At 55.8% G+C, this 22,063-nt stretch carries 16 protein-coding genes and 3 pseudogenes; 13 read left to right on the top strand and 6 right to left on the bottom strand.

What is annotated here, in order from left to right; all coding sequences use genetic code 11:
• Positions 1 to 4 precede the first annotated feature (4 nt).
• The 5 genes from ACSPX5_RS27285 to ACSPX5_RS27265 all read left to right on the top strand — a co-directional run bounded on the left by ACSPX5_RS27285 (position 5) and on the right by ACSPX5_RS27265 (position 5,378).
• The gene (locus ACSPX5_RS27285; RefSeq protein ID WP_169428734.1) at positions 5 to 655 is read left to right on the top strand and encodes a TetR/AcrR family transcriptional regulator; all 651 of its coding nucleotides are present in this window, start codon (positions 5 to 7) and stop codon (positions 653 to 655) included.
• An 8-nt stretch (positions 656 to 663) separates the two neighbouring features.
• Positions 664 to 1,245 carry an IMPACT family protein gene (locus tag ACSPX5_RS27280; protein ID WP_207868269.1) on the top strand — a complete coding sequence of 194 codons (582 nt, stop codon included), beginning with the start codon at positions 664 to 666 and terminating at the stop codon, positions 1,243 to 1,245.
• 537 nt (positions 1,246 to 1,782) lie between these two features.
• Positions 1,783 to 3,333, top strand: coding sequence for an ABC transporter ATP-binding protein (locus ACSPX5_RS27275; RefSeq protein WP_439820612.1), 1,551 nt, complete (start codon positions 1,783 to 1,785; stop codon positions 3,331 to 3,333).
• Positions 3,334 to 3,345: 12 nt separating this feature from the next.
• Entirely contained in the window at positions 3,346 to 4,452 is a 1,107-nt protein-coding gene (locus ACSPX5_RS27270) for an ABC transporter permease (RefSeq protein WP_169428731.1), read from the top strand.
• On the top strand, positions 4,452 to 5,378 hold the full coding sequence (locus tag ACSPX5_RS27265) for an ABC transporter permease (protein WP_439820611.1): 927 nt from the start codon (positions 4,452 to 4,454) through the stop codon (positions 5,376 to 5,378). Before ACSPX5_RS27270 ends, ACSPX5_RS27265 begins: the two co-directional genes overlap by 1 nt.
• On the opposite strand, the gene ACSPX5_RS27260 is transcribed toward ACSPX5_RS27265, so the two are convergent.
• Positions 5,375 to 5,791, bottom strand: coding sequence for a hypothetical protein (locus ACSPX5_RS27260; protein WP_439820610.1), 417 nt, complete (start codon positions 5,789 to 5,791; stop codon positions 5,375 to 5,377). The genes ACSPX5_RS27265 and ACSPX5_RS27260 overlap by 4 nt on opposite strands.
• An 83-nt stretch (positions 5,792 to 5,874) precedes the next feature.
• Between ACSPX5_RS27260 and ACSPX5_RS27255 the strand changes: the two genes are divergently transcribed.
• From ACSPX5_RS27255 to ACSPX5_RS27245, 3 genes are all read left to right on the top strand, one after another.
• Complete coding sequence (locus tag ACSPX5_RS27255) at positions 5,875 to 6,225, top strand: MerR family transcriptional regulator (RefSeq protein WP_169428728.1); 351 nt, start codon at positions 5,875 to 5,877, stop codon at positions 6,223 to 6,225.
• A 36-nt stretch (positions 6,226 to 6,261) separates the two neighbouring features.
• Positions 6,262 to 6,948 carry an SDR family oxidoreductase gene (locus ACSPX5_RS27250; RefSeq protein ID WP_439822054.1) on the top strand — a complete coding sequence of 229 codons (687 nt, stop codon included), beginning with the start codon at positions 6,262 to 6,264 and terminating at the stop codon, positions 6,946 to 6,948.
• A 183-nt stretch (positions 6,949 to 7,131) separates the two neighbouring features.
• Positions 7,132 to 8,490 (top strand): 8-oxoguanine deaminase, encoded by a 1,359-nt coding sequence (locus ACSPX5_RS27245; protein WP_323161550.1) that lies wholly within the window; start codon positions 7,132 to 7,134, stop codon positions 8,488 to 8,490.
• 140 nt (positions 8,491 to 8,630) lie between these two features.
• Here the strand turns inward: ACSPX5_RS27245 and ACSPX5_RS27240 are convergent.
• Positions 8,631 to 9,284 (bottom strand): annotated as a pseudogene (locus tag ACSPX5_RS27240) (calcium:proton antiporter); the annotation flags it as partial.
• A 913-nt stretch (positions 9,285 to 10,197) separates the two neighbouring features.
• Between ACSPX5_RS27240 and ACSPX5_RS27235 the strand changes: the two are divergent.
• Together ACSPX5_RS27235 and ACSPX5_RS27230 are read left to right on the top strand one after the other, a co-directional pair.
• Positions 10,198 to 11,739, top strand: coding sequence for an LA2681 family HEPN domain-containing protein (locus tag ACSPX5_RS27235; RefSeq protein ID WP_439820609.1), 1,542 nt, complete (start codon positions 10,198 to 10,200; stop codon positions 11,737 to 11,739).
• Between the two features lie 102 nt (positions 11,740 to 11,841).
• Positions 11,842 to 12,618: pseudogene (locus ACSPX5_RS27230) on the top strand (DUF4238 domain-containing protein); the annotation flags it as partial.
• A 127-nt stretch (positions 12,619 to 12,745) separates the two neighbouring features.
• Here ACSPX5_RS27230 and ACSPX5_RS27225 read toward each other — a convergent pair.
• Positions 12,746 to 13,564 carry a hypothetical protein gene (locus ACSPX5_RS27225; RefSeq protein WP_439820608.1) on the bottom strand — a complete coding sequence of 273 codons (819 nt, stop codon included), beginning with the start codon at positions 13,562 to 13,564 and terminating at the stop codon, positions 12,746 to 12,748.
• Positions 13,565 to 14,130: 566 nt separating this feature from the next.
• Positions 14,131 to 14,391, bottom strand: a complete 261-nt coding sequence (locus ACSPX5_RS27220; protein ID WP_122674055.1) for a hypothetical protein — start codon at positions 14,389 to 14,391, stop codon at positions 14,131 to 14,133.
• A gap of 97 nt (positions 14,392 to 14,488) precedes the next feature.
• Between ACSPX5_RS27220 and ACSPX5_RS27215 the strand changes: the two genes are divergently transcribed.
• Positions 14,489 to 16,162, top strand: a complete 1,674-nt coding sequence (locus ACSPX5_RS27215) for a GmrSD restriction endonuclease domain-containing protein (RefSeq protein ID WP_122674054.1) — start codon at positions 14,489 to 14,491, stop codon at positions 16,160 to 16,162.
• A 203-nt stretch (positions 16,163 to 16,365) separates the two neighbouring features.
• On the opposite strand, the gene ACSPX5_RS27210 is transcribed toward ACSPX5_RS27215, so the two are convergent.
• Positions 16,366 to 17,286: a DUF808 domain-containing protein gene (locus ACSPX5_RS27210; RefSeq protein ID WP_439820607.1), complete on the bottom strand. Its 921-nt coding sequence runs from the start codon at positions 17,284 to 17,286 to the stop codon at positions 16,366 to 16,368.
• A gap of 346 nt (positions 17,287 to 17,632) precedes the next feature.
• On the opposite strand from ACSPX5_RS27210, the gene ACSPX5_RS27205 reads away from it, so the two are divergent.
• Both ACSPX5_RS27205 and ACSPX5_RS27200 read left to right on the top strand, forming a co-directional pair.
• Entirely contained in the window at positions 17,633 to 19,552 is a 1,920-nt protein-coding gene (locus ACSPX5_RS27205) for an ATP-dependent nuclease (RefSeq protein WP_439820606.1), read from the top strand.
• Positions 19,549 to 21,225 carry a UvrD-helicase domain-containing protein gene (locus ACSPX5_RS27200; protein WP_439820605.1) on the top strand — a complete coding sequence of 559 codons (1,677 nt, stop codon included), beginning with the start codon at positions 19,549 to 19,551 and terminating at the stop codon, positions 21,223 to 21,225. Before ACSPX5_RS27205 ends, ACSPX5_RS27200 begins: the two co-directional genes overlap by 4 nt.
• 283 nt (positions 21,226 to 21,508) lie before the next feature.
• On the opposite strand, the pseudogene ACSPX5_RS27195 reads toward ACSPX5_RS27200, so the two are convergent.
• Positions 21,509 to 21,843, bottom strand: a pseudogene (locus ACSPX5_RS27195) (calcium:proton antiporter); the annotation flags it as partial.
• Between the last annotated feature and the right edge of the window lie 220 nt (positions 21,844 to 22,063).

Here is a 22,063-nt window from a genome sequence, read left to right as displayed (position 1 = left end):
GCCTATGACCTTTGAAGTCCCTGCCCACGGCGGAAAACCTGCCAGCCGCATTCGTCAGAAGAACGAAGAGACCATCATCAAAGCCGCCGAAGACGAATTCGCCCGTCACGGTTACAAAGGCACCAGCATGAATACCATCGCCACCAAGGCCGGGCTGCCCAAGGCGAACCTGCATTACTACTTCACCAACAAGCTCGGGTTGTACGTGGCAGTACTGAGCAACATCCTTGAGCTGTGGGACAGCACCTTCAACTCCCTCACGGCCGAGGACGATCCGGCCGAAGCGCTGACCCGCTACATCCGCGCGAAAATGGAGTTTTCCCGTCGCCAGCCACAAGCGTCGCGGATCTTCGCGATGGAGGTGATCAGCGGCGGCGAATGCCTGACCGAGTATTTCAACCAGGACTATCGCACCTGGTTCCAGGGCCGGGCCGCCGTATTCCAGGCGTGGATCGACGCCGGCAAGATGGACCCGGTCGACCCGGTTCACCTGATCTTCCTGCTGTGGGGCAGCACCCAGCACTACGCCGACTTCGCCAACCAGATCTGCCGGGTGACCGGTCGCAGCAAGTTGACCAAACAGGACATGGAAGACGCCGGCAACAACCTGATCCGCATCATCCTCAAAGGCTGCGGCCTCACTTCTTCTATATAAGTCGTTTTATGCCATTCACCCTCAGCGGCTTTTGCGAATTCCGCGAAGAGATTCGCAAAAGCCGTTTCATCACCTTCGCCGCGCCGATCGGCAGCCCTGCCGAGGCTCAAGCCTTCATCGAGCAGCACAGCGACTTGAACGCTTCGCACAATTGCTGGGCGTGGAAACTCGGCGATCAATACCGCAGCAACGACGACGGCGAACCCGGTGGCACTGCCGGGCGGCCGATTCTCGCGGCCATCGAAGCGCAGGATTGCGATCAGGTCGCGGTGCTGGTGATCCGCTGGTATGGCGGCATTCAACTGGGCACCGGTGGCCTGGCCCGGGCCTATGGCGGCGGTGCAAACAAGTGCCTGCAGGCAGCGCCGAAGATCGAGTTGATCAGTCGCGTGCCCGTGCGTTGCGCCTGCGCTTTCAGCGAACTGGCACTGGTGAAGTTGCGGGTGGCGGATCTCGGCGGTCTGGTGTTGGAGGAAAACTTCACCGCCAATGGTGTCGAGCTGCAACTGGCCGTGGGCGAAGCGCACATCGAGCTGTTGCAGAATCAGTTGGCCGACCTGAGCCGTGGGCGAATCCTGCTGCAGCGTTGAACCCTCGCCACGTTTTAGGGCACAAGCCGATTGGCTCATACCCGGGACTTGCCCACATCCGCTGTGCACCCGGCTGTGGATAACCTGAGCACAGGAGGCTGTAACCCTTCTGTCACGTGGCTTTGCGGGATTTGTTCACTTTTCGTCCAATCGCCTGACACAACGAACAATTTCACATGAAAACAATCGCTTAGCGTTGTTTATCGCCTTTAGAAGAAAGCCCGACAGTGCTTATGCCCGGGATTTTGTCTTGCGCACAAATACTGTGGAGCAACCTGTGGATAAGCCGTTCATGGCTGGCGCAGTCGCAGGTTCTGCATGGCTCCGGCGGGACTGGTCGTTTTTTGATCAGCCGGTTACGGGCAAAACTGGAGCCTGATCAAAGGCTTTGCCCTCAAGTGGTGCCTCGCAAAACGTCGAAATCATTTCACGGGCTCTACGCCACAGGCTGGCAAACAGCGGCCTTCCGCGTTCCTGACTCAATGGCCAGGAAATTGCTTTATCCACAGGCACAACTCCAAGCGACCCGAGCCTGTCATGCCAAACCCCACGTCCACACCGCGCCTGCAACTGCGCCACATCAGCAAACGTTATCCCGGTTGCCTCGCCAATGACGCCATCGACCTGAGCATCGCCCCCGGTGAAATCCACGCGCTGCTCGGTGAAAACGGCGCAGGTAAAAGCACGTTGATGAAGATCATCTACGGCGTCATCCAGGCCGATTCGGGCGAGATGCTGTGGCAGGGGCAACCGGTGATCATGCGCAATCCGGCCCAGGCGCGGCAGTTGGGCATCGGCATGGTGTTCCAGCATTTCTCGCTGTTCGAGACCTTGAGCGTGGCGCAGAACATCGCACTGGCGATGGGCCCGGCGGCCGGTTCGCCGAAACGACTTGAGGCGAAAATCCGTGACGTGTCCCGCCGATATGGCATGGCGCTGGAACCCCAGCGACTTGTCCACAGCCTGTCGATCGGCGAGCGGCAACGGGTCGAGATTGTTCGTTGCCTGATGCAAGACATTCGCCTGCTGATTCTCGATGAGCCGACCTCGGTGCTCACGCCGCAGGAAGCCGACGAGTTGTTCATCACCCTGCGCCGGCTCGCGGCCGAGGGCTGCAGCATTCTGTTCATCAGCCACAAACTCGGCGAGGTACGCGCCTTGTGTCACAGCGCCACGGTATTGCGCGGTGGTCGGGTGGCCGGGCATTGCGTACCGGCGCAATGCACCGACCAACAACTGGCGCAGTTGATGGTCGGCGAGTCGGCGGCGCTGAGCGGCGAGTACCCGAAAGTCAGGGGCGGCGCAGCATTCCTGCAAGTCAGCGGATTGAACTGGCACAACCCCGATCCGTTCGGCTGCTCGTTGACCGACATCGACTTGCAGGTGCGCAGCGGTGAAATCGTCGGCATCGCGGGAGTGGCCGGCAACGGTCAGGACGAGTTGCTGGCATTGCTCAGCGGCGAGCAGACACTGCCCCGCGAATCAGCGGCAACCATCCATCTTCGAGAACACGCCGTCGCCGATCGGCGCCCGGATGCGCGACGCAGACTCGGCCTGGCGTTCGTCCCCGCCGAACGCCTCGGGCATGGCGCGGTGCCGGACATGAGCCTGGCGGACAACGCCCTGCTCACCGCCTTTCAACAAGGCCTGGTCAGCCACGGCTTGATCGAGCGCGGCAAGGTCGAAGCCCTCGCCCAAACGATCATCCAGCGCTTCGGCGTTAAAACCCCGGACACCCAGACCGCCGCCCGCAGCCTGTCGGGCGGCAACCTGCAGAAATTCATCCTCGGCCGGGAAATCCTCCAGCAACCGAAACTGCTGATCGCCGCGCACCCCACCTGGGGCGTGGACGTCGGCGCGGCAGCGGTGATTCATCGCGCCCTGATTGCCTTGCGCGATGCCGGTGCGGCGATCCTGGTGATTTCCGAAGACCTCGACGAACTGTTCCGGATCAGCGACCGCCTCGGCGCGCTCTGCGGCGGGCGCCTGTCGACGTTGCAGGACACGGCGTTGACCCGCCTCAGCGACGTCGGCGGCTGGATGGCCGGTCAGTTCGACACCCCTCATTCACAACCGACCACGGTTTAACGGAGTTTTCCCATGTTGCTTTCCCTCGAACCCCGTGGTCGCCAATCGCGTCTGATGTTGTGGTGCTCGCCGGTACTGGCGGCGGTGCTGACGCTGGTCTGCGGATCGTTGCTGTTCGTCGCCCTCGGCCATGATCCGCTGAAAACTTTGCATACCTTGCTGATCGCCCCGGTCAGCGACCTGTATGGCGTCTCCGAGCTGCTGGTCAAAACCTTGCCGATCCTGTTGTGTGCGTTGGGCCTCGCAGTGGCTTATCAGGCGCGGATCTGGAACATCGGCGCCGAAGGTCAACTGTTGCTCGGTGCGTTGGCCGGCAGTGCGCTGGCGGTGAACATCATCGATCTGCAAAGCCGCTGGGCGCTGGTGCTGATCCTGCTCACCGGCACCCTCGCCGGCGCCGCGTGGGCCGGGCTCACCGCCTGGTTGCGCACGCGCTTCAACGCCAACGAAATCCTCACCAGCATCATGCTCAATTACATCGCGCTGAACCTGTTGCTGTTCTGCGTACACGGACCGCTGAAGGATCCGGCCGGATTCAATTTTCCCGAGTCAGCAATGTTCAGCGATGCCAGCCGCCTGCCGCTGTTGATGGAGGACGGTCGGGCACACATCGGTGTGTATTTCGCCTTGCTTGCGCTGGTCGCGGTGTGGGTGTTGCTGCAGAAAAGCTTCGTCGGTTTCCAGATAAAAGTGTTGGGTCTGGACAAGCGCGCGGCGGGATTTGCCGGTTTTCGCGAGAAGCGTCTGATCTGGCTCGCGCTGTTGATCAGCGGCGCACTGGCCGGGCTGGCCGGTGTCTGCGAAGTCACCGGCCCGATCGGCCAACTGGTGCCGCAGGTCTCGCCGGGCTACGGCTATGCGGCGATCACCGTCGCGTTTCTCGGGCGGCTTCACCCCATCGGCATTCTGTTTTCAAGCCTGTTGATGGCGCTGCTGTACATCGGTGGCGAGAGCGCACAGATGACGCTGAATCTGCCCCAGGCGATCACCCAGTTGTTTCAAGGAATGATGCTGTTTTTCCTGCTGGCCTGTGACGTGCTGATCCTCTACCGACCACGCCTGAACCTGCGCTGGGTGCGGCGCACTTCAACCACCGCCGTAACCGCCGGAGCGCTGTGATGGATATCGATCTGCTGAGCAATATTTTCTACGCCATGGTGCGCTGCGGTACGCCACTGCTGCTGGTGGCGCTGGGTGAACTGATCTGCGAAAAGAGCGGCGTACTCAACCTCGGGCAGGAAGGCATGATGCTGTTTGGTGCGGTGATCGGTTTCATCGTCGCGTTCAACAGCGGCAACCTGTGGTTGGGCGTGGTGCTGGCGATGCTCGCCGGGATGCTGTTGTCGTCGCTCTTTGCGCTGGTGGCGCTGGTGTTCAACGCCAATCAGGTGGCGACCGGGTTGGCATTGACGATTTTTGGCGTCGGCCTGTCGACCTTTGTCGGCGCGGCGTGGGTCGGCAAACCGCTGGCCGGTTTCGAGCCGCTGGCCATTCCCTACCTGAGCGAAATCCCGCTGATCGGTCGCATGCTGTTTGCCCAGGATCTGCTGGTGTACCTGTCGTTCACGCTGTTTGCGCTGGTGGCGTGGGTGATCGTGAAAAGCCGTGTCGGGCTGGTCATTCAAGCGGTGGGCGAGAACCCGGACGCGGCCAGTGCCATGGGCTTGCCGGTGTTGATCGTGCGCACACTGGCGGTGCTGTTTGGCGGCGCAATGGCCGGGTTGGCCGGCGCATATCTGTCACTGGCGTATACGCCGATGTGGGCCGAGAACATGACCGCCGGCCGCGGCTGGATCGCGCTGGCGCTGGTGGTGTTCGCCAGTTGGCGGGTGTGGCGACTATTGCTCGGGGCGTATCTGTTCGGACTCGCCAGCATCCTGCACCTGGTGGCGCAGGGGTTGGGGCTGGCGATTCCTTCGAGCTTGCTGGCGATGCTGCCGTATGTCGCGACCATTCTGGTGCTGGTGGTGTTGTCGCGAGATGCGCTGCGTACACGGTTGTATGCGCCGGTATCACTGGGGCAGCCGTGGCAGGCCGGTCATTAAGCCGTGACGGCTCGCGACAGCGGCCGAACCGGCAACGCTTGAGCAATGCCCCACGCCACTTCGAGAACCAGGAAACCCACCACCAACGAACTGGCGCCGTGGGCCAGGGCATACGTCATCCACGCGGCGAACAGAAACCGGGTCACCGCGTCGTAGCGCCCATAAACCGCCTGCGGATCACGAATCCGCAGCACCGCCCACATGCACACCACCGAACCGAACAGATTCGCCATCAACAAATGCGCAGGTTCGAACGGCGGCAGCTCGCCGGGCAGCTCCAGCGCCTGACTCAGCGCCGTCAACAACCCATGCAACACAGCAAAACTCCACGGCGTGACAAACGCCGCCGTCACGATCAGGTCATACCAGGCACTGCCGCGCACCAACTGCCGATACTGCGTTGAAGTCCACATCATCCTTGCTCCGAAAATTCAGGGAGCAACCACGGTAAAGCCTGGAGTATGCTCCAGGGTCAAACACTTTCGAGACCTGCAAGATGCGCATCGGTGAGTTGGCCCAGGCCTGCGATGTCAGTCGTGACACGCTGCGATTTTACGAGGAGCGCGGATTGATCGCGGCGCAACGCAGCGCCAACGGTTATCGCAACTATCCGCCGGAGATGGTGCAACTGGTGCTGTACATCAAGACGGCGCAGCGTCTGGGCTTTACCCTTGGCGAGATCGGCAGCAGCGTTGGCGCGCTGTGGCAATCGCCAAACCCCGACACCACCGTCACGCAACTGCTGCAAGACAAGCTCAAGCTGGTTGAAACCCGCATGGCCGAACTCGGCGAGCTACGCCACGAATTGCAGCATCGGCTCGGTCAACGCTGTCCATTGAACCCGTGATCTTTCAACTTTCAAGGAAAGCCCATCATGTCCGCACTGAATCCTGCCAAGCACGCACTGATCATTGGCGCCTCCCGGGGCCTGGGTCTGGGCCTGGTGAAAACCCTGCTGGCCGACGGCTGGCAAGTCACCGCCACGGTTCGCAACCTTTCGAATGCCGAGGCGCTGAAAGCACTGGGCAACGTGCAGATCGAAAAACTCGACATGGACGACCAGCAAGCGGTGATCGCTCTGAGCCAGAAGCTCAAGGGCGAGACGTTTGACCTGCTGTTCGTCAACGCCGGGGTCAAAGGCCCTGAAGTGCAGACCCCGGGCGGCGCAACGCTGGCCGAAGTCGGTCAACTGTTCTTCACCAACGCCGTGGCTCCGATCAACCTGGCCCAGCGCTTCGTCGGGCAGATCCGCGATGGCAGCGGCGTGCTGGCGTTCATGAGTTCGGTGCTCGGCAGCGTGACCATGCCCGACGCGCCGGAACTGGCGCTGTACAAGGCCAGCAAGGCAGCACTGAACTCGATGACCAACAGCTTCGTCACTCAGTTGGGCGAGCAGAAACTCACCGTGCTGTCGCTGCATCCGGGATGGGTGAAAACCGATATGGGCGGCGAAGGTGCCGACATCGACGTGGAGACCAGCACCCGAGGCCTGGTGGATCAAGTGGATGCGTTTGCCGGCAAGGGCGGCCATCACTTTGTGAACTACAAGGGTGAAACCATTCCCTGGTAATCACTGGACCCTGTGGGGGCTGGCTCCCACAGGGTTATCCCGGTGTCTGGTCGGGTTGGGCTTGCCCGTCGCAACATTTTGTTCGAAACTCCGCACCTCGCCCTTCGCGGCGACCCTGGATCAGCAGACAGGGCAACACTGAGCTGGCAACCCTGAACCCCACTTTCAGAGGAGCCGGCCACAATGCCTGCGACCCGTATCTGGTTAAAAAATCCCCTCGCCATTTTCACGGCCAACGGTCTCGATGCCCGTGGCGGTCTGGTGCTGCAAGACGGTGTGATCACCGAAGTGCTCGGCGCCGGCCAGCAACCATCGACACCGTGCAATGAAGTGTTCGACGCCCGTGAACACGTGATCCTGCCGGGCCTGATCAACACCCATCACCACTTCTACCAGACCCTGACCCGCGCCTGGGCGCCGGTGGTCAATCAGCCGTTGTTCCCGTGGCTGAAAACCCTGTACCCGGTGTGGGCGCGCCTGACGCCTGAAAAACTCGCCCTCGCCACCAAAGTCGCGCTGGCCGAGTTGCTGTTGTCGGGTTGCACCACCGCCGCCGATCACCATTACCTGTTCCCGGATGGCCTGGAAAACGCCATCGACGTGCAAGTCGAAACCGTGCGCGAACTGGGCATGCGCGCCATGCTCACCCGGGGTTCGATGAGCCTCGGCGAGAAGGACGGCGGCCTGCCTCCGCAGCAGACCGTGCAGGAAGGTCAGGTGATTCTCGACGACAGCCAGCGCCTGATTCACGAGTACCACGAACGTGGCGACGGCGCGCAAATCCAGATCGCCCTGGCGCCGTGCTCGCCGTTCTCGGTGACCCCGGAAATCATGTCCGCCAGCGCCGAACTGGCGAACAAGCTTGATGTGCGCCTGCACACTCACCTGGCCGAAACCCTCGACGAAGAAGACTTCTGCCTGCAACGCTTCGGCCTTCGCACCGTGGATTATCTGGACAGCGTCGGCTGGCTCGGCCCGCGCACCTGGCTGGCCCACGGCATCCATTTCAACCCCGACGAAATCGCCCGCCTCGGCGCGGCCGGCACCGGCATCTGCCACTGCCCGAGTTCGAACATGCGCCTGGCATCCGGCATCTGCCCGAGCATCGAACTGACCGATGCCGGCGCACTTTTCGGTCTCGGTGTGGATGGCTCGGCGTCCAACGATGCGTCGAACATGATCCTCGAAGCCCGTCAGGCCCTGTACATCCAGCGCCTGCGTTACGGCGCCGAGAAGATTACCCCGGAACGCGTGCTGGGCTGGGCGACCAAAGGATCGGCGAGTCTGTTGGGCCGTACCGACATCGGCGAACTGGCGGTGGGCAAACAGGCGGATCTGGCGTTGTTCAAACTGGATGAACTGCGCTTCTCCGGCAGTCATGACCCGATTTCCGCATTGCTGCTATGCGGTGCGGACCGAGCGGATAGAGTGATGATCGGCGGCAAGTGGCGCGTGATTGACGGGCAGGTTGAAGGGCTGGATCTCAAAGGCCTGATTGCCGATCACAGTCAGGCGGCTCGGCAGTTGATCGCCGGCACCTGATCCAAGCGGAAGTCTGAATGTGGGAGCGGGCTTGCTCGCGAAAGCGGTGTATCAGCTAATAAATATATCGACTGACACGACGCCTTCGTCGGAACGCCGCCCGGAGCAAGCCCGCTCCCACATTTGGTGTTGTGATCGGCTCAGAGGCCCAGCAGCGACAACATGATGAACGTCGCAAACAGCACGAAGTGGGTCATGCCCTCGATGGCATTGGTCTCACCGTCATTGAGGTTGATCGCGCTGACGATCAGCGTGATGAAGATCATCACCGTCTGCACCGGCGTCATCGCCATCTGAAACGGCTGCCCCGTATAGAGCGCCATCGCCTCCATCACCGGTACCGTCAGAATCACCGTCGACAGAGAAGCACCCGTCCCTTCCAGGCCCAGATCGAGGGTCTTGGACATCACCTCGGCCAGTGCGCCGATCACCACTACACCGAACACCAGAATGCCGATCGACAGCGCCAGGCTGACCGGTTTCGGCTCCTGCTCCACGGGCTCTTTCCTGCGGCGTTTGTCCGGGTAGCTATAGCTGAAAAAATAACTGTGCGGCCCGACCTGCATCCGCAGGAACAACGCGTAAAGCAGCACCATCGCGCCGATGGTGAACGCCGAATAAATTTTCCAGTTGGCCTTGGGAATGAACTCCGGCACCACCATCGACACGCCCATGGCGGTGAGGATCATCACGCTGTAACTGCGGGCCGAATCGTCGTTGTAGGACTGCTCGCCATGTTTGATCCCGCCCATCAGCGCGGCGAGGCCGAGGATGCCATTGATGTCGAGCAATAAGTTTTTCTAGACAGACGAACTTTAAATTTCGAATTAATGCATCAATAACAGAGAGTTGTGTTCGCCGTTGACACTGAGCGTTTGACACCATCACAAAATTTCATCTTCCACAGATTTCAGAAATTGTGGATCAACGAACAGTCACCCTCAGAGTACAGCGACTAAACGTTGAGCGAAGCGAACTCGACTCCACGACTCCACTTCGTTCCAAAGCCAACCGAGATAAGGTGCACTGACGAGCACGCTTCCGTAGGTTTGACGGATAACGTTTTTTCTCACAGTCACCGAACATTCAACCTAGGAGCCGTGGCAGAGCACTAGTAGGAACCTCTAGCGTTCATTCGTCATTCAGCGAGGATAACTCATAGTAAAAACACATGTGTATTTGCCCTGGTGCAGTAAAAATTTGAAATTTCACACATGTCAATATTCGCCATAAACAGCTTCCAGCGAACAATGAACGTCTCTTACCACTAAATTTTAAAAGAATCGCAAGGTGCCCCGGCGTCAGAATCACATCAGACCCGCTGCCGTGGGTCTCAAGCTGCCCCGATGGATGATCGAAGGGGACACGACTAGAAGCTGTCTTGTAAACGCGTCTTCCAAGGATTATGAAAATGCGTATGCGGATCTTCAACGCATCGGCCTAGCGAAGGTGGTCAAAGCAGACGAAGGGCAGCATGTGGTCATTCCTACCACCTCTACGATGGGATTCTTTAACGGCACCAGCGTGGCGGCTGTACGGAACGATTTCCGTAACGCGGTACAAGCTGCCTTTCGAGCACGACTTTTCAAATCTGAGATCTTCGTTGTTGTGGGCGGTGATTGGGCTTGGGGCGCAGGGACGACTTAGATCCTCTAGGTCTCTATCCAGGGGTTTTAGCTGTAACCACCCCAAAGGGAGATGATTTGTATGTTGAGCAAATTTTTGGAGCTCTCATCACACCTCGATTACCTGGTGGATGCCGATCCCAACCTTGCGATACAAGAAGCTCGCGACCTCGTTCTAGATGGGCGGGATCGTTTAAATATGATGTCCCTGCGTGCGGCCACTCTGGTCAATGCCGGCGCATCGCTGGGTTACAAGGATGCAATTGATGAGGGCCTCGGGCTATACCGTGAACTTCACGACCTGTATCCGACGGCGGACATCACTTACAACTTAGCAAACGGGCTAGTTGAATCAGCAAACTGTGGGAGCGCTAATTCAAAATGGTTAGATCATCAGGAACAGGCTCGGGCCTACAGAACCGAAGCTCGACGATGCTATTGGAGGGTGGTGAAAGACGTAGATGCCGATGTGGAATTACGCACACAAGCTTGGACGAACCTTGCTAATTTGTTCGCAAAATCCTACCGGCTTTCTGAGGCTCATGATGCCCGCCTTTCCGCGCTAAAGGTTGATCCAAAAAACGGCGTCGCCGCATTCTGCGCAGCATTGGATCTAATGTGGCTTTATAGGCGTGGAGACTGCTCGGAGCTAACGCACATGGAAGCCGTGATGTTAGCCAGGCAGGCGCTTCGACATAGGGAGCGAATTGTTCAGTATGCCGGTGAAAGCGTCGCAGCTAAGGTTGACGCGCTAGCCAGTGAGCTAAGCGATCCTCCCCCGCGCTCCCAGCACATAAGTCCGTTCACCAGGTGGGTTGAAGACGAACGTCTTACGCTTGCCCCTGCGGTAGAGCTCGTCGATCCATCCTTGGGCAAGCTCGACTGGCTTTCCCTTCCAGGTATTCTCGAGCGTGAACCAGAAATGGGCGGCAGGCCACCGCCATTGTTCGCCATGTTCAATATGCTGAAGAGCGATTTTGTTCTCGCACGGGATTTGGTATGGCGTGCAAGTGATGGAAGCGTTTGGCCGAAAACAAGCCAGTATGCGGACACGCTCGACTACGCAATATACGGCCCTGATACCTCGGCACTCATACTGGCGCATCGAACAGCTCTTGATCTGCTGGACAAGGTAGCTGTAACGGCAAATCACTATTTCGAGCTAGGAGTCGCTCCTAACAAGGTCATTTTCGGAAAGTTGTGGAGAGAATCTGCAGACAAGAAGACAGGTACTCCGCTCACAAAAAAAGTAGAGGCACTGATTCGTGCAGGCGTATACGCGATGTACGGCTTAGCCGAGCTGGCTGATGACTACGATGGCAGCGAAGGGATTCTCCGTTCACAAAAAGATCTGCGGAATTCGGGTACGCACCGATTCGTAGTGCTTCATGACTTTGGAGATCCCTTGCGAGCGAGGCAAGCTCCTGAAGTCGAGCATCTCAACCAATCAGACTTTGCCGAAGAAGTCCTGGGTGCTCTCCGGGTCGCAAGATCTGCAATCCAGATGCTGGCACTGGCAACTTCTCAGCACGAGGAAATCCTTAGAAAGCAAACGGATGGCATTATCGGAACCCTGATCGTTCATGATCACCACTGGATTCGCGGTGAGGGTGAGGAGTTCTGACTACATACGCTCGAGCAGGCGAGAGATTCAATTCGGGTCGTATTGTTTATTGATATCCAGTAGAGGAGTGAATTCTATCCAGCAAAAAAACGTCACCACTTTGTCCCCAAAGCATATCTAAAAGCGTTCGCGAATAAGAATGGCCAGGTTCTCGTTTACCGTAAGGACAACCCCGGACGAGCGCTTCCTGCCAGGCCAGATACAACACAGTTTGAGCGCTATTACTATTCGCAACCGCTGCCCGAAGGGGGTCAGGACAATAACACCCTCGAGGACATCTTCTGTGAAGTAGAGTCCGCATGGCCGTCCCTCGTTGAAAAGCTGGCTCGGAAAGAGTCCATAAACGATGACATTGAGTCCTTCATCCAGTTTGTTGCTCTACAGCGGGCTCGAGTACCTGCGGCGCGAGATGCTTTTGAGGCGGGGCTGGCGGCAACCGTTAAGGACACACTGAAAGCGCTGGTGAGGAACGGAAAGCTCTCACCACCACCCCGAGGTTTCGAAGACATCTTCGACAAGGTCGAGGTGTCCATCGACCCTCATCAAAGCATTCATGCGATGCCCGGCCTTATCAAAAAAATCGGGGAGCTTTTTGAGACGGTTGGCCTTGCCATTATCCATAACACGTCAGACATACCGTTTCTCACAAGCGACAATCCAGTCGTTTGGTACGACCCATCAATCCCAATCGAAAGGCAGAACCCGTATGCCATTTCCACTGATGGGCCGATAGCAATCCAGTTTCCCATCAGTCCCAACATGATTTTGCTTGGAACCAAAGACTACCGAGAGCGCTACTGCTCGGAGGGGCTCATGCATGGTGAAATACCAGACGTTGAGTGGGTACCTCTTGAAAGGCTAGAAGTGGTGTCCACTTAAATTGAAGTGCACACCATGTCTTGGCTTTGCGGGGCTGGGTAGATGACTTGGCCGGACGGTTACGGAAAAGGAGCAACCGGGATGGGATCATTCCAATCCCGGTATGCGCTGGTTCAATTGGCTACTCTTACTCGTCTGAAGGCTTTCGTACGAAAGGATTTATGCGTTTGTAGTACCGGTTGTCAAAACCGATAGGCTGTCCATTTAGTTTGTCAGATAACGCTTTATATTCATTGAATGTTGCTAGAAAAGTGGCATCGAGTCCGGGCAGCTCTGGGTTGACTAGCATTCGAGAAAGATGATTGATTTCAGCGATTGCCAGTGCGTAATCAATACATGCATAAAGCCCCTGTAGTATTCCTTTTTTGTTTCTGCGCAGGTATTCATAGCTGACTTTTAACTGCTCAGGCTCTGCCACTACAGACGTATTGTTCGTGAGTGCAATTGGGTTCGGGTGTGCACCAAAGTCAATGGCAGCGTCATAAAGGCTGAAGATATGTTGTTCATATGGGGTGTCATTGGAATTTGCGTCGTGCTCTTGGATGTAGCCTCTGAATCTTTTAATTGCTGCTGTAAATGCTTGTTTGCTGGTATTGAAATCAGCATCTGAGGTGTGTCGATTCCGCCATTTTTCGACAAGGCCTTCTTCGCGGTTGAATAGGTAGCCATAAATGGCTGATTCCATCGCGGTTCTAAACAGCGGGAATAATGCCGAAAAATGACCAGCGCGTGCTAGGTCGTAGGCTGCCACAAAAAGGGAATGAGCGTGAACGGCGGCTGTAAGTGGCTCAGTAGAGCCAAGGTCTTCGGTGGAGTCCAGGATGAGATGATCGCATTTATTGACAAGGGCGATCACCTCCGCAAAATCATTTTCAATGAGTTTGCGGAGCTCGTTTTTTGAAGCGGTATACGCTTCGTAGTCAAATCGGTTGTCAGAGTTGCTCACAGGTATTTCCTACCAAGATTATCGGCTTATTTTAGCGTAGTACGCACACGGAGTACGCATACGTTTCTGTTGTTTCAGAAACATGACACGAGTGCTAAACGCCTCAACGTTGGTTGAGATGGCCGCAGAGGTGGGCATTAGAGAGTGGGAGGACGGGCCCGGAGCTTGAGATTTTGCTCAAGCGGATCGCTCCGGCCCACTCTGGGCCAGAGGCGTGAGGATGGACGCTCACAGCGCCGAACCCTGGCGAAGTCACGTTTTGATTCACGACAGCCGTAGCCAGACAGGGGGCTGGCTCGACGCAGGGATACTACAGATCGCCGTCGGACTAAGAGGCTGGAGAAGTGCCGATGGCCTCGCGAATCAAGCTCCATATCATTTCCGAGCTTGGGCCTCCATCACCGGGGCCAAGAAGGTAGCAGGAGCAGCGAGGATTAGCGCATCTAGCACATGTTCGTGAAAAGGCCCGTTTTTCCTGACCCAGAAGCTGTTGCCCTCGCTGCGCCGCCACGAGACGGACGTCAGCTTTGAAAGGCATGGATACTGCTTGAGTAAGCGATCACTCCTTAAGCCAGCCCGCGCTCAATCATACGATCAAGAAGCGCTTGAGGATGAATGCGGTAGGTGCCTACACCAACCCGCTGTGTGAAGTGTTCATAGGTTGGGCTGCTAACGCCAGTGGTCATCTCCGAATTGGATAGGAAGACGCCTGTATAGGTTTCAGCAATGTCGCTGAAAAGCTGGATTAAAGCCTGTCTTGTGACAATAAGACCTTTGCCAAGGTGACCTTCGATTACAGCATCCAGCACATCGGTGCGCAGACTCATGTCGTGTTCCTTTTGTCAGGGAGGATTGGCAGGGTTCGCTAGCTATTTTTGCTGGCCAATGGCTATTCTCTCATCATTTCAACAGCAGGGAACGCGCATGAAGCTCAATCCACTACATCTCAAGATCGCCGGCTTGCTTGAGGGAAGACTTTTTCGAATCCCCGAATATCAACGAGCCTACTCCTGGACATCCCGACAGCGAAAAGACTTGTTCGGCGACATCGAGGAGGCGTTTCGATCTGGTCGGGAGCATTTCATGGCAACTCTAGTCGCCTTGGCCAAGGAGAAAGAGACTCGCCTTCTTGGCGTTGACGAGTTCAAAACCGTTGAACTGGTTGATGGCCAACAACGTGTAACGACTCTCATCATCCTTATGAAGGCAATTGAGAAGGCTCTAGACAAGGATGATGTCACGCAAGCCAAGGTGCGACGGGAGTTGGGTGAGCTGCTTGTAAAAGGAGACGATCATTCTCTGATTCTGCTCCAGACAAACCATGATGCGAGTCAGGTTTTCACCAACTACATCCGCAAGGGGTTGGTGGAGGAAGGCTCTGCAAAAACTGCTGCAGATCAAAACTTGGTTGAAGCTGCCCGTGACTGCGAGCTCTTTGTGAGTAAATGGTTGGCTCGTGGAGATACGATCTTTGAGCTGTTGGTGACCATCAGAAACAAGCTAACGATCATCTACCATGAGATCTCGGACGAGGCGACTGTTTACAGAGTTTTTGAGGTTCTTAACAGCCGTGGTCTTGATGTGAAATGGATCGACAAGCTTAAAAGCCAGCTAATGGCTTTGATTTTCGAGCATGTTGAAGGTGGTACTCGCGATGAGGCGGTAGGTGAAATGCAAGATGTCTGGCGAGGCATTTATCGCTCGCTGGAAAACAGCACACGAATCGGTGACGAAGCTCTCCGTTTCGCAGGAGCATGGGCCTCTGACGCGCGACCGAATCGGATTCCCAGTGAAGCCGACTCGACCGCACTTCTAACTTTGAAAGCTGGCACCCATTTAAGAACAATCGCAGAGGTCGGTCATGAGCTCGAGGGGGTCGTGCAGGCGAACTTGCGCCTGTTCCGAGATCCACGCCTACGGGCTGTTACGCGCATTGTGCACGCTCGATTTGTTGCCGCAGCGATCCTATTGCGGAAATTCGACAAAAAGACAGAGCAAGAGCTTCTCGGTAAATGGGAGCGCGCTACCTTCAGAATCTACGAGCTGGCAAGCCGAGATAGCCGTCACAAGGTTGGGGAGTATATTCGTCTTGGTTATGAGATCTACCGGAACAACTTGGATAAGGATCAGATTCTCAGTGGCATCCAGAAAATTTCTAAGGGATATTCGATTGACGAGGTGTTAAAAAACATCGATTGGATAAGCAGCTACGAAGGCTGGCAGAATCAACTGCGGTATGTGCTGAACCGTTATGACGAGCACTTGGCAAAACTTGCGGGGCAAAAGCTCAACGAAAGCCAGTGGAGCAAGATTTGGGAGCAAGATCCTGCGAGTTCCATAGAGCACATTGCAGCTCAGAGCAGTGGCGTTGATTGGACTCATCACTTGGGCAATCTGACTATGCTTCCACCAGGGATCAACTCATCGCTCAAAGCGAAGCCTCCAATTGAAAAGTTTGAGGTTTATCGTAATTGCGGTCTCATTGCCACAATCCAGGTTGGCCAACAGATTCATGACGCTGAATCGTGGACTGAAGAAATGGTTCTAGCTCGGGCACAGAGCATCGAAGACTTCATTAGACTGGAATGGGCCGACTGATTCGTGGCATGAGTGATCCACAACCCTGGCCACTGGAGGAGGACGCTAAAGTTCCCCAAAAGGCGCATCAGCCCTATTTTCTAGGCTTAATGCGCCAATTACGGAACATGATAGCGAGCGCTTTTTAAAGCTCATCTGCGTCCCCCCTCGGATTTCTGAGGAAGGTGAGCAGGGAGGGAGTGCGCCTGCTCAGCTTCGACAGACTACGTTGAGGCTTTACCAGAGATGGTGGTGATACCTTTGACGATAAGTACCGCAACCATGCCGACGAGCGCGCCTACTAGGCAGTGAATACCTAGATTTGCGGCGGTTTCCCACGCCCCAACCCCTTCCACCAGTCCCTCAGCAAAGTGCCGTATTGGCTCAATGCCCTCCGTGATAAACGCCCCGCCGACCAGAAACATCGCAACAGTTCCAATCCCGGACAATGCTTTCATAAGCTTTGGTGCAGCGGACAGCAGCCATCCCCCGACAGTCCTCACCACCGAACCCCACGCACCAGTAGCTTTAGACTTCTGGAGAATAAGGCCGGCATCATCCAAGCGGACGATCCCCGCAACCAATCCGTAAACGCCCACTGTCATGACCACCGCGATCAACGCTAACGTCAAAACCTGTTGGAGCATCGGGGCATCAGTAACGATATTTAGGGTGATTACGATGATCTCGGCGCTCAGAATGAAGTCCGTTCGTACAGCCCCTGCAATCTTCCGCTTTTCATAAGCAGCCAGCTCTTCAGGTGTCTTACGCTTCGTTTTCTTTGATTGCCCTGTGCCATCGTCTCGACTAGCCGTGAGCTTGTCCTTGATGGCCTCAAAGCCCTCATAACAAAGATATGCTCCCCCAATCATGAGCAGCCAGTGAACCGCCGCAGGCAACAGTGCGTTCAGCGCCAACGCACAAGGCACCAGGATTGCTTTGTTTCTCAACGACCCCTTAAATACAGCCCATACCACCGGTAGCTCTCGATCTGCTTTCATGCCGGTAACCTGCTCAGCATTCACAGCAAGGTCGTCGCTCAGGACACTAGCCGATTTCTTTGCAGCGACTTTGCTCATCAGGGAGATGTCGTCTAGCAGTGTGGCGATATCATCCAATAGTGCGAACAAGCTACTGCCAGCCATCTAAGGCTCCTTCCGGGCTGTTATTTTTTCCCTACCTTAGGCACAACGAGGCTGATGCCCCGCATACCTTCACTCCATGGGCTCAGAATTGCCCTGTCGCCATGGGATTACGGAAAGCACCTTTCTAGACAATTGACGCATCATGCCGTTCATCAATACCTAGCGAGCCGCACCTGAAAATTCAAGAACGAACCAAATAATCGTTACTGAATGCTGGCCAACTACCATCTTCTGGATCAAACCGCCTATTCTGAATCACCTATATCCGAGCGGTTCGGCTGTCGGCGACGTGAACCGGGTCAGCAGACACGGGGCAAACAAAATCCTGGACGATGGGCGGTGAGCAATGAAGCTGCAGAGTATTCGGCTATGTAATTTTCAGTCCTTCGCCAATGGGCCTACGGTAATCACGTTTGAGGATGTCACCTACCTTATCGGCCCCAATGGCTCTGGAAAGACCGCAGTCCTGCAAGCGCTTTGCAGGTTGTTTGCCTTTGATCCAAGCCTCCGTCGGATCAAGCGATCTGACTTCCATGTACCTGCTGATGAGGATTTGGTGCCTGAGGAACGCAGTCTGTGGCTGGAAGCGGATTTCGAATTTCCAGAGCTTCTGGAGGATGAGGACAACACTACCGTGGCCCCGCACTTCGCTCATATGCGATTGGACACAGCCGAAGGAATCCCGCGCGTTAGATATCGATTGAGCGCAACCATGGGGATCGATGGCGACATTGAAGAGAACCTAGTGTATGTCCTTGATGTTGATAAAGACGCCAACCCACTGTCGACCGCAGTAGTCACTCGGGCGCATCGTAATACCATTCAAATGCATTACCTTCCCGCCAGACGAGACCCTGCCGACCACATAACCTACGGCGCTAATGCCCTGCTCGGACGCTTGCTACGAGCCGTCAATTGGGAGGATGACCGCGAGCGGATCAAAGGACTCACTGACGAAATCAGCGAATGCTTGTCCGGAAATCAATCGGTAAGTGCATTCAGTGAAAGCCTGAACGCCATGTGGAAACGGCTTCACAAGGGCACCTTCTTCACCGACCCAAAGCTCACGTTCGTTACTTCCGAGATTGAGTCTCTTCTCAGACACATGTCAGTGTCGTTTTCACCAGGGCATGACGAAAATCTAGTCGACTTCTCTCGCCTCAGCGATGGTCAGAAGTCGATGCTTTACCTGTCACTTGTTTTGTCCTCTCACGCCATCGGGCGCGCAGTCCTTACCGGTAAGGATGTCTCTTTCGACGCTGACAAACTGAAGCCACCGTCATTTACGCTGATCGCAGTGGAGGAACCTGAAAACAGCCTCTCACCTCATTACCTAGGGCGCATCGTTAACGCCCTCAATAGCTCAATAGGGGGGGCAGACTCCCAGGCAATCATCGCCACGCATGCTCCATCCATGCTCCGCCGCGTGGATCCTGAGAACATCCGCTATCTACGCCTTGCTGCGAACCGCGCCACCAAAGTTACCTCTATAGCCCTACCCGACAAGGAAGATGAAGCTCATAAGTTTGTTCGAGAGGCTGTACAGGCCTTTCCGGAAGTCTATTTTTCCCGGCTAGTGGTACTGGGTGAGGGAGACAGCGAAGAAATTGTTCTTCCGAGAATTCTTCAGGCGAAAGGTGCGCCTGTTGATGAGTCGGCGGTGACCATCGCGCCACTGGGCGGTCGTCACGTCAACCATTTTTGGAGATTGCTATCCGCGCTGGAGACGCCCTATGTAACCCTACTTGATCTCGACGTTGCACGACATCAAGGTGGGTGGGGACGTGTAACCAACGTCAATAATCAACTTGCAAAATTTGCTCCAGAGAAAAAGCTTCCCGCTTGGAATATAGCCAAGTGGAATGATGACCTTCCGGTTCGAACCCACCATTGGTTTGAAGAAGGAAAAGTGAGCGTATTTGTCGAGCTAGAGAAGCGCGGAGTTTTCTTCTCAGAGCCCATGGATTTGGACTTCTCAATGTTGCTGGCCTACCCAGATGCATATGATGTATCGCTAAGCGATCCGGACGAATCAACTGTTAAGGCCGTCCTAGGCAAGAGTCATCATAAGTCCGACCAATACAATGCAGCGGAACAGCAACTTTTTGGCACCTACCACTCCAAGTTCAAACTAGGTAGCAAACCGGCAGCACACATCTCCGCCCTTGCGAAGCTGACTGACGAAGATCTGCTAAAAAGCCTTCCTCCATCGCTAGATCGTTTAGCAGACGCAATCATCGCGGCGCTGGAGGACATCCCAGAATGATCAGCGCGGATGTATGGAAAGTCGCCGATGGCTTGACCTTGGAAACAAACGCCCTTCTTGCAGTGAGGGAGCTTGGAAAGTCGCTCGCGCTTACCGCAGGCCCAGGCGCAGGCAAAACGGAGGTTCTGGCGCAGCGTGCAGACTTTTTGCTACGCACCGGAAACTGTCGCTACCCCAAGCGAATACTGGCGATCTCCTTCAAGGTCGATGCGAGCGTAAACCTCAAGGAACGGATTCGTCGCAGATGCGGGCTTGATCTGGCTGCACGCTTCGACAGCTACACCTTTCACGGCTTCGCCAAGCGCATCATTGATAGGTTTAGACCCGTGCTCACGGGCGGGGACTCTCTTGAGCCAAACTACTCCATAGGCGACGAATCAATTCAAGGCAAACAAATTAAGTTCGCGCAGCTCATACCTCTCGCAACGAAGATCTTGACCAATTCAGTAGTTGCAAGAAATGCAATTTGTCAGACCTACGCCGATGTGTTCCTTGATGAGTTCCAAGACTGCACTACTGAGCAGTACGCACTGCTGAAGCTTATCTTCATGAATAAGCCAATTCGATTGACCGCCGTCGGTGACACCAAACAGAAAATTATGGGCTGGGCCGGAGCACTGGATGGCATATTTATAGACTACGCAAAGGACTTCGACGCCCGACCACTCAATCTATATCGAAACTTCCGATCTAAGCCTCGGCTTTTGCGGATGCAGAACGAGATCATTCGAACCCTTGATCCTGCTGCGGTGATGGCAGATGACCTGATCATTGGAAACGAAGGCGAACTCCTCGCTCGAAACTACGATAACAATCACAGCGAAGCAGCCGCGTTGGCCGACATCATCCAGAGGTGGATAGATGTAGAGGAAATACCCCTACCAGAAATAGCGATTCTTTTCCCCAGGCAGATAGACCTGTATGGCACCCCCCTCATGGAGCAACTGGCAGCAAGAGGAATTCCCTATCGCAACGAGCATGAGTCTCAAGATCTGGTTAATGAGCCCGCTGCTCGCCTAATCATTGACTACCTATCATGCCTGTATCGGGAGAGAGAACCGAAGGCGTGGATCAATTTGATGGAGCAACTGGTTTCATTTAATAACGAGGACGGTGAATCTGAGCTTCAGAGAAACTTCGAGCGCCTCTATCTTGCCCAGCGCAAGGAAGTGAAAAAATTGGCCCGATCTGACGCGCCTTATTCAGGATGGTGGGAGCTAACTATGAAGTTCCTGAAGAACATCGGCCTACCCGTGCTGACGACCCTTTCTTCTGACTACGAAGCAAAAGCCAGATTGAACGAGGTTATCAAGAACACGAGACAGCAAATTGAGAAACTGCTCGAGCAAGAACCGGATTTGCTCAAAGCACTTGATCTGTTCTCCAACGATCAAGCAGTCCGATTTCTGACGATTCATAAAAGTAAGGGATTGGAATTCCACTCTGTAATTATGATCGGTGTAGAAACACAGACATTTTGGGGCAAAGTACAAGAGGAGCGTTGCGGCTTCTTTGTAGGTGTTTCACGCGCCAAGGAACGATTGATGATTACGACATGCGACTTACGCCATCGACCGGCCTCTAACCCTCCAAGGTGGAATGAGCATCGCACTCCTCATGCTGAGTTCGTCACATACGTAACGCCATTTCTTTCCGCCCAGCCAAATGCCTGACAGGTAGCCGCGTGTCGCAGATATTGTATGAACTCGCGGCATGAATGCTCCCCGCACAGCAGGTTATCCTTAGACCTCAGGCAGAGGCACAGAATCTGGCCGAGGAAAATCTCCGGGCTTCCGAGGTATGCCATAGATAGAGGTGTGTCAGGAAGGAATAGGCAAGAGCACTCCCAATCAAATACACATCCTTAAGCTTCCATATCAGGAGCAGGAGCAGGAGCAGGAGCAGGAGCAGGTCAAAGCCTAAGGGCTTTGACACCAAAGAGGAGTGTGTCTAGAAAATCACCTCCGAGTAGATCGTGTCGCGCACCAGTGTGGCCGAGGCTTCGTTGCGCATCATGATCGCCAGGATCACCACTTCCACCAGCACGGCGGCGAGGGTCAGGATCATCGTGCCGTAAGGGTCGCCGACTTTTTCCGCGAGCAGTTCGGCCTGATGGGCGACGCGCATCGAGGCGGCAACGATGAAGGCGATCAACACCAGCCCTGCTGTCAGGGCGACGACCTGGCCGCTACCTGGCCGCTGTGCAGCAACCAGTGCTCCATCGAATACGCGACGAGGGCCGCGATCAGGGCCAGCAGCAGAAAGCTTTCTTGCTTGAGGATCGTGAGCATGGCGGGCCTTCGGGCGCTGAGGTCGAATGAGCTACTGACTGCGGGGCGGCGCTAATGGTTCGTTACACCTTAGCGCACCAGTCGATGGCGTCCTTGTACGGACATGCACTTTTATTGGCCTTTACGGCCTCTTCGCGAGCAAGCCCGCTCCCACAGGGATCGCGGCGTTTTTGTGGGAGCGGGCTTGCCCGCGATGGGCGCGCCTCGGTTTCAAGCCAGA

Source organism: Pseudomonas sp. HLG18 (genome assembly GCF_051903985.1).
In the GTDB taxonomy this organism is placed as follows: Bacteria; Pseudomonadota; Gammaproteobacteria; order Pseudomonadales; family Pseudomonadaceae; genus Aquipseudomonas; species Aquipseudomonas fluorescens_BT.
Note: the sequence above shows the minus strand (reverse complement) of the source record. Positions and strands in the feature narration are given on the sequence as shown.

Excerpts from the sequence above, each read along its gene's own strand:
- ACSPX5_RS27285 (WP_169428734.1), top strand. The coding sequence starts at position 5 with ATGACCTTTGAAGTCCCTGCCCACGGCGGAAAACCTGCCAGCCGCATT.
- ACSPX5_RS27280 (WP_207868269.1), top strand. The coding sequence starts at position 664 with ATGCCATTCACCCTCAGCGGCTTTTGCGAATTCCGCGAAGAGATTCGC.
- ACSPX5_RS27275 (WP_439820612.1), top strand. The coding sequence starts at position 1,783 with ATGCCAAACCCCACGTCCACACCGCGCCTGCAACTGCGCCACATCAGC.
- ACSPX5_RS27270 (WP_169428731.1), top strand. The coding sequence starts at position 3,346 with ATGTTGCTTTCCCTCGAACCCCGTGGTCGCCAATCGCGTCTGATGTTG.
- ACSPX5_RS27265 (WP_439820611.1), top strand. The coding sequence starts at position 4,452 with ATGGATATCGATCTGCTGAGCAATATTTTCTACGCCATGGTGCGCTGC.
- ACSPX5_RS27260 (WP_439820610.1), bottom strand. The coding sequence starts at position 5,791 with ATGTGGACTTCAACGCAGTATCGGCAGTTGGTGCGCGGCAGTGCCTGG.
- ACSPX5_RS27255 (WP_169428728.1), top strand. The coding sequence starts at position 5,875 with ATGCGCATCGGTGAGTTGGCCCAGGCCTGCGATGTCAGTCGTGACACG.
- ACSPX5_RS27245 (WP_323161550.1), top strand. The coding sequence starts at position 7,132 with ATGCCTGCGACCCGTATCTGGTTAAAAAATCCCCTCGCCATTTTCACG.
- ACSPX5_RS27235 (WP_439820609.1), top strand. The coding sequence starts at position 10,198 with ATGTTGAGCAAATTTTTGGAGCTCTCATCACACCTCGATTACCTGGTG.
- ACSPX5_RS27220 (WP_122674055.1), bottom strand. The coding sequence starts at position 14,391 with ATGAGTCTGCGCACCGATGTGCTGGATGCTGTAATCGAAGGTCACCTT.
- ACSPX5_RS27215 (WP_122674054.1), top strand. The coding sequence starts at position 14,489 with ATGAAGCTCAATCCACTACATCTCAAGATCGCCGGCTTGCTTGAGGGA.
- ACSPX5_RS27210 (WP_439820607.1), bottom strand. The coding sequence starts at position 17,286 with ATGGCTGGCAGTAGCTTGTTCGCACTATTGGATGATATCGCCACACTG.
- ACSPX5_RS27205 (WP_439820606.1), top strand. The coding sequence starts at position 17,633 with ATGAAGCTGCAGAGTATTCGGCTATGTAATTTTCAGTCCTTCGCCAAT.
- ACSPX5_RS27200 (WP_439820605.1), top strand. The coding sequence starts at position 19,549 with ATGATCAGCGCGGATGTATGGAAAGTCGCCGATGGCTTGACCTTGGAA.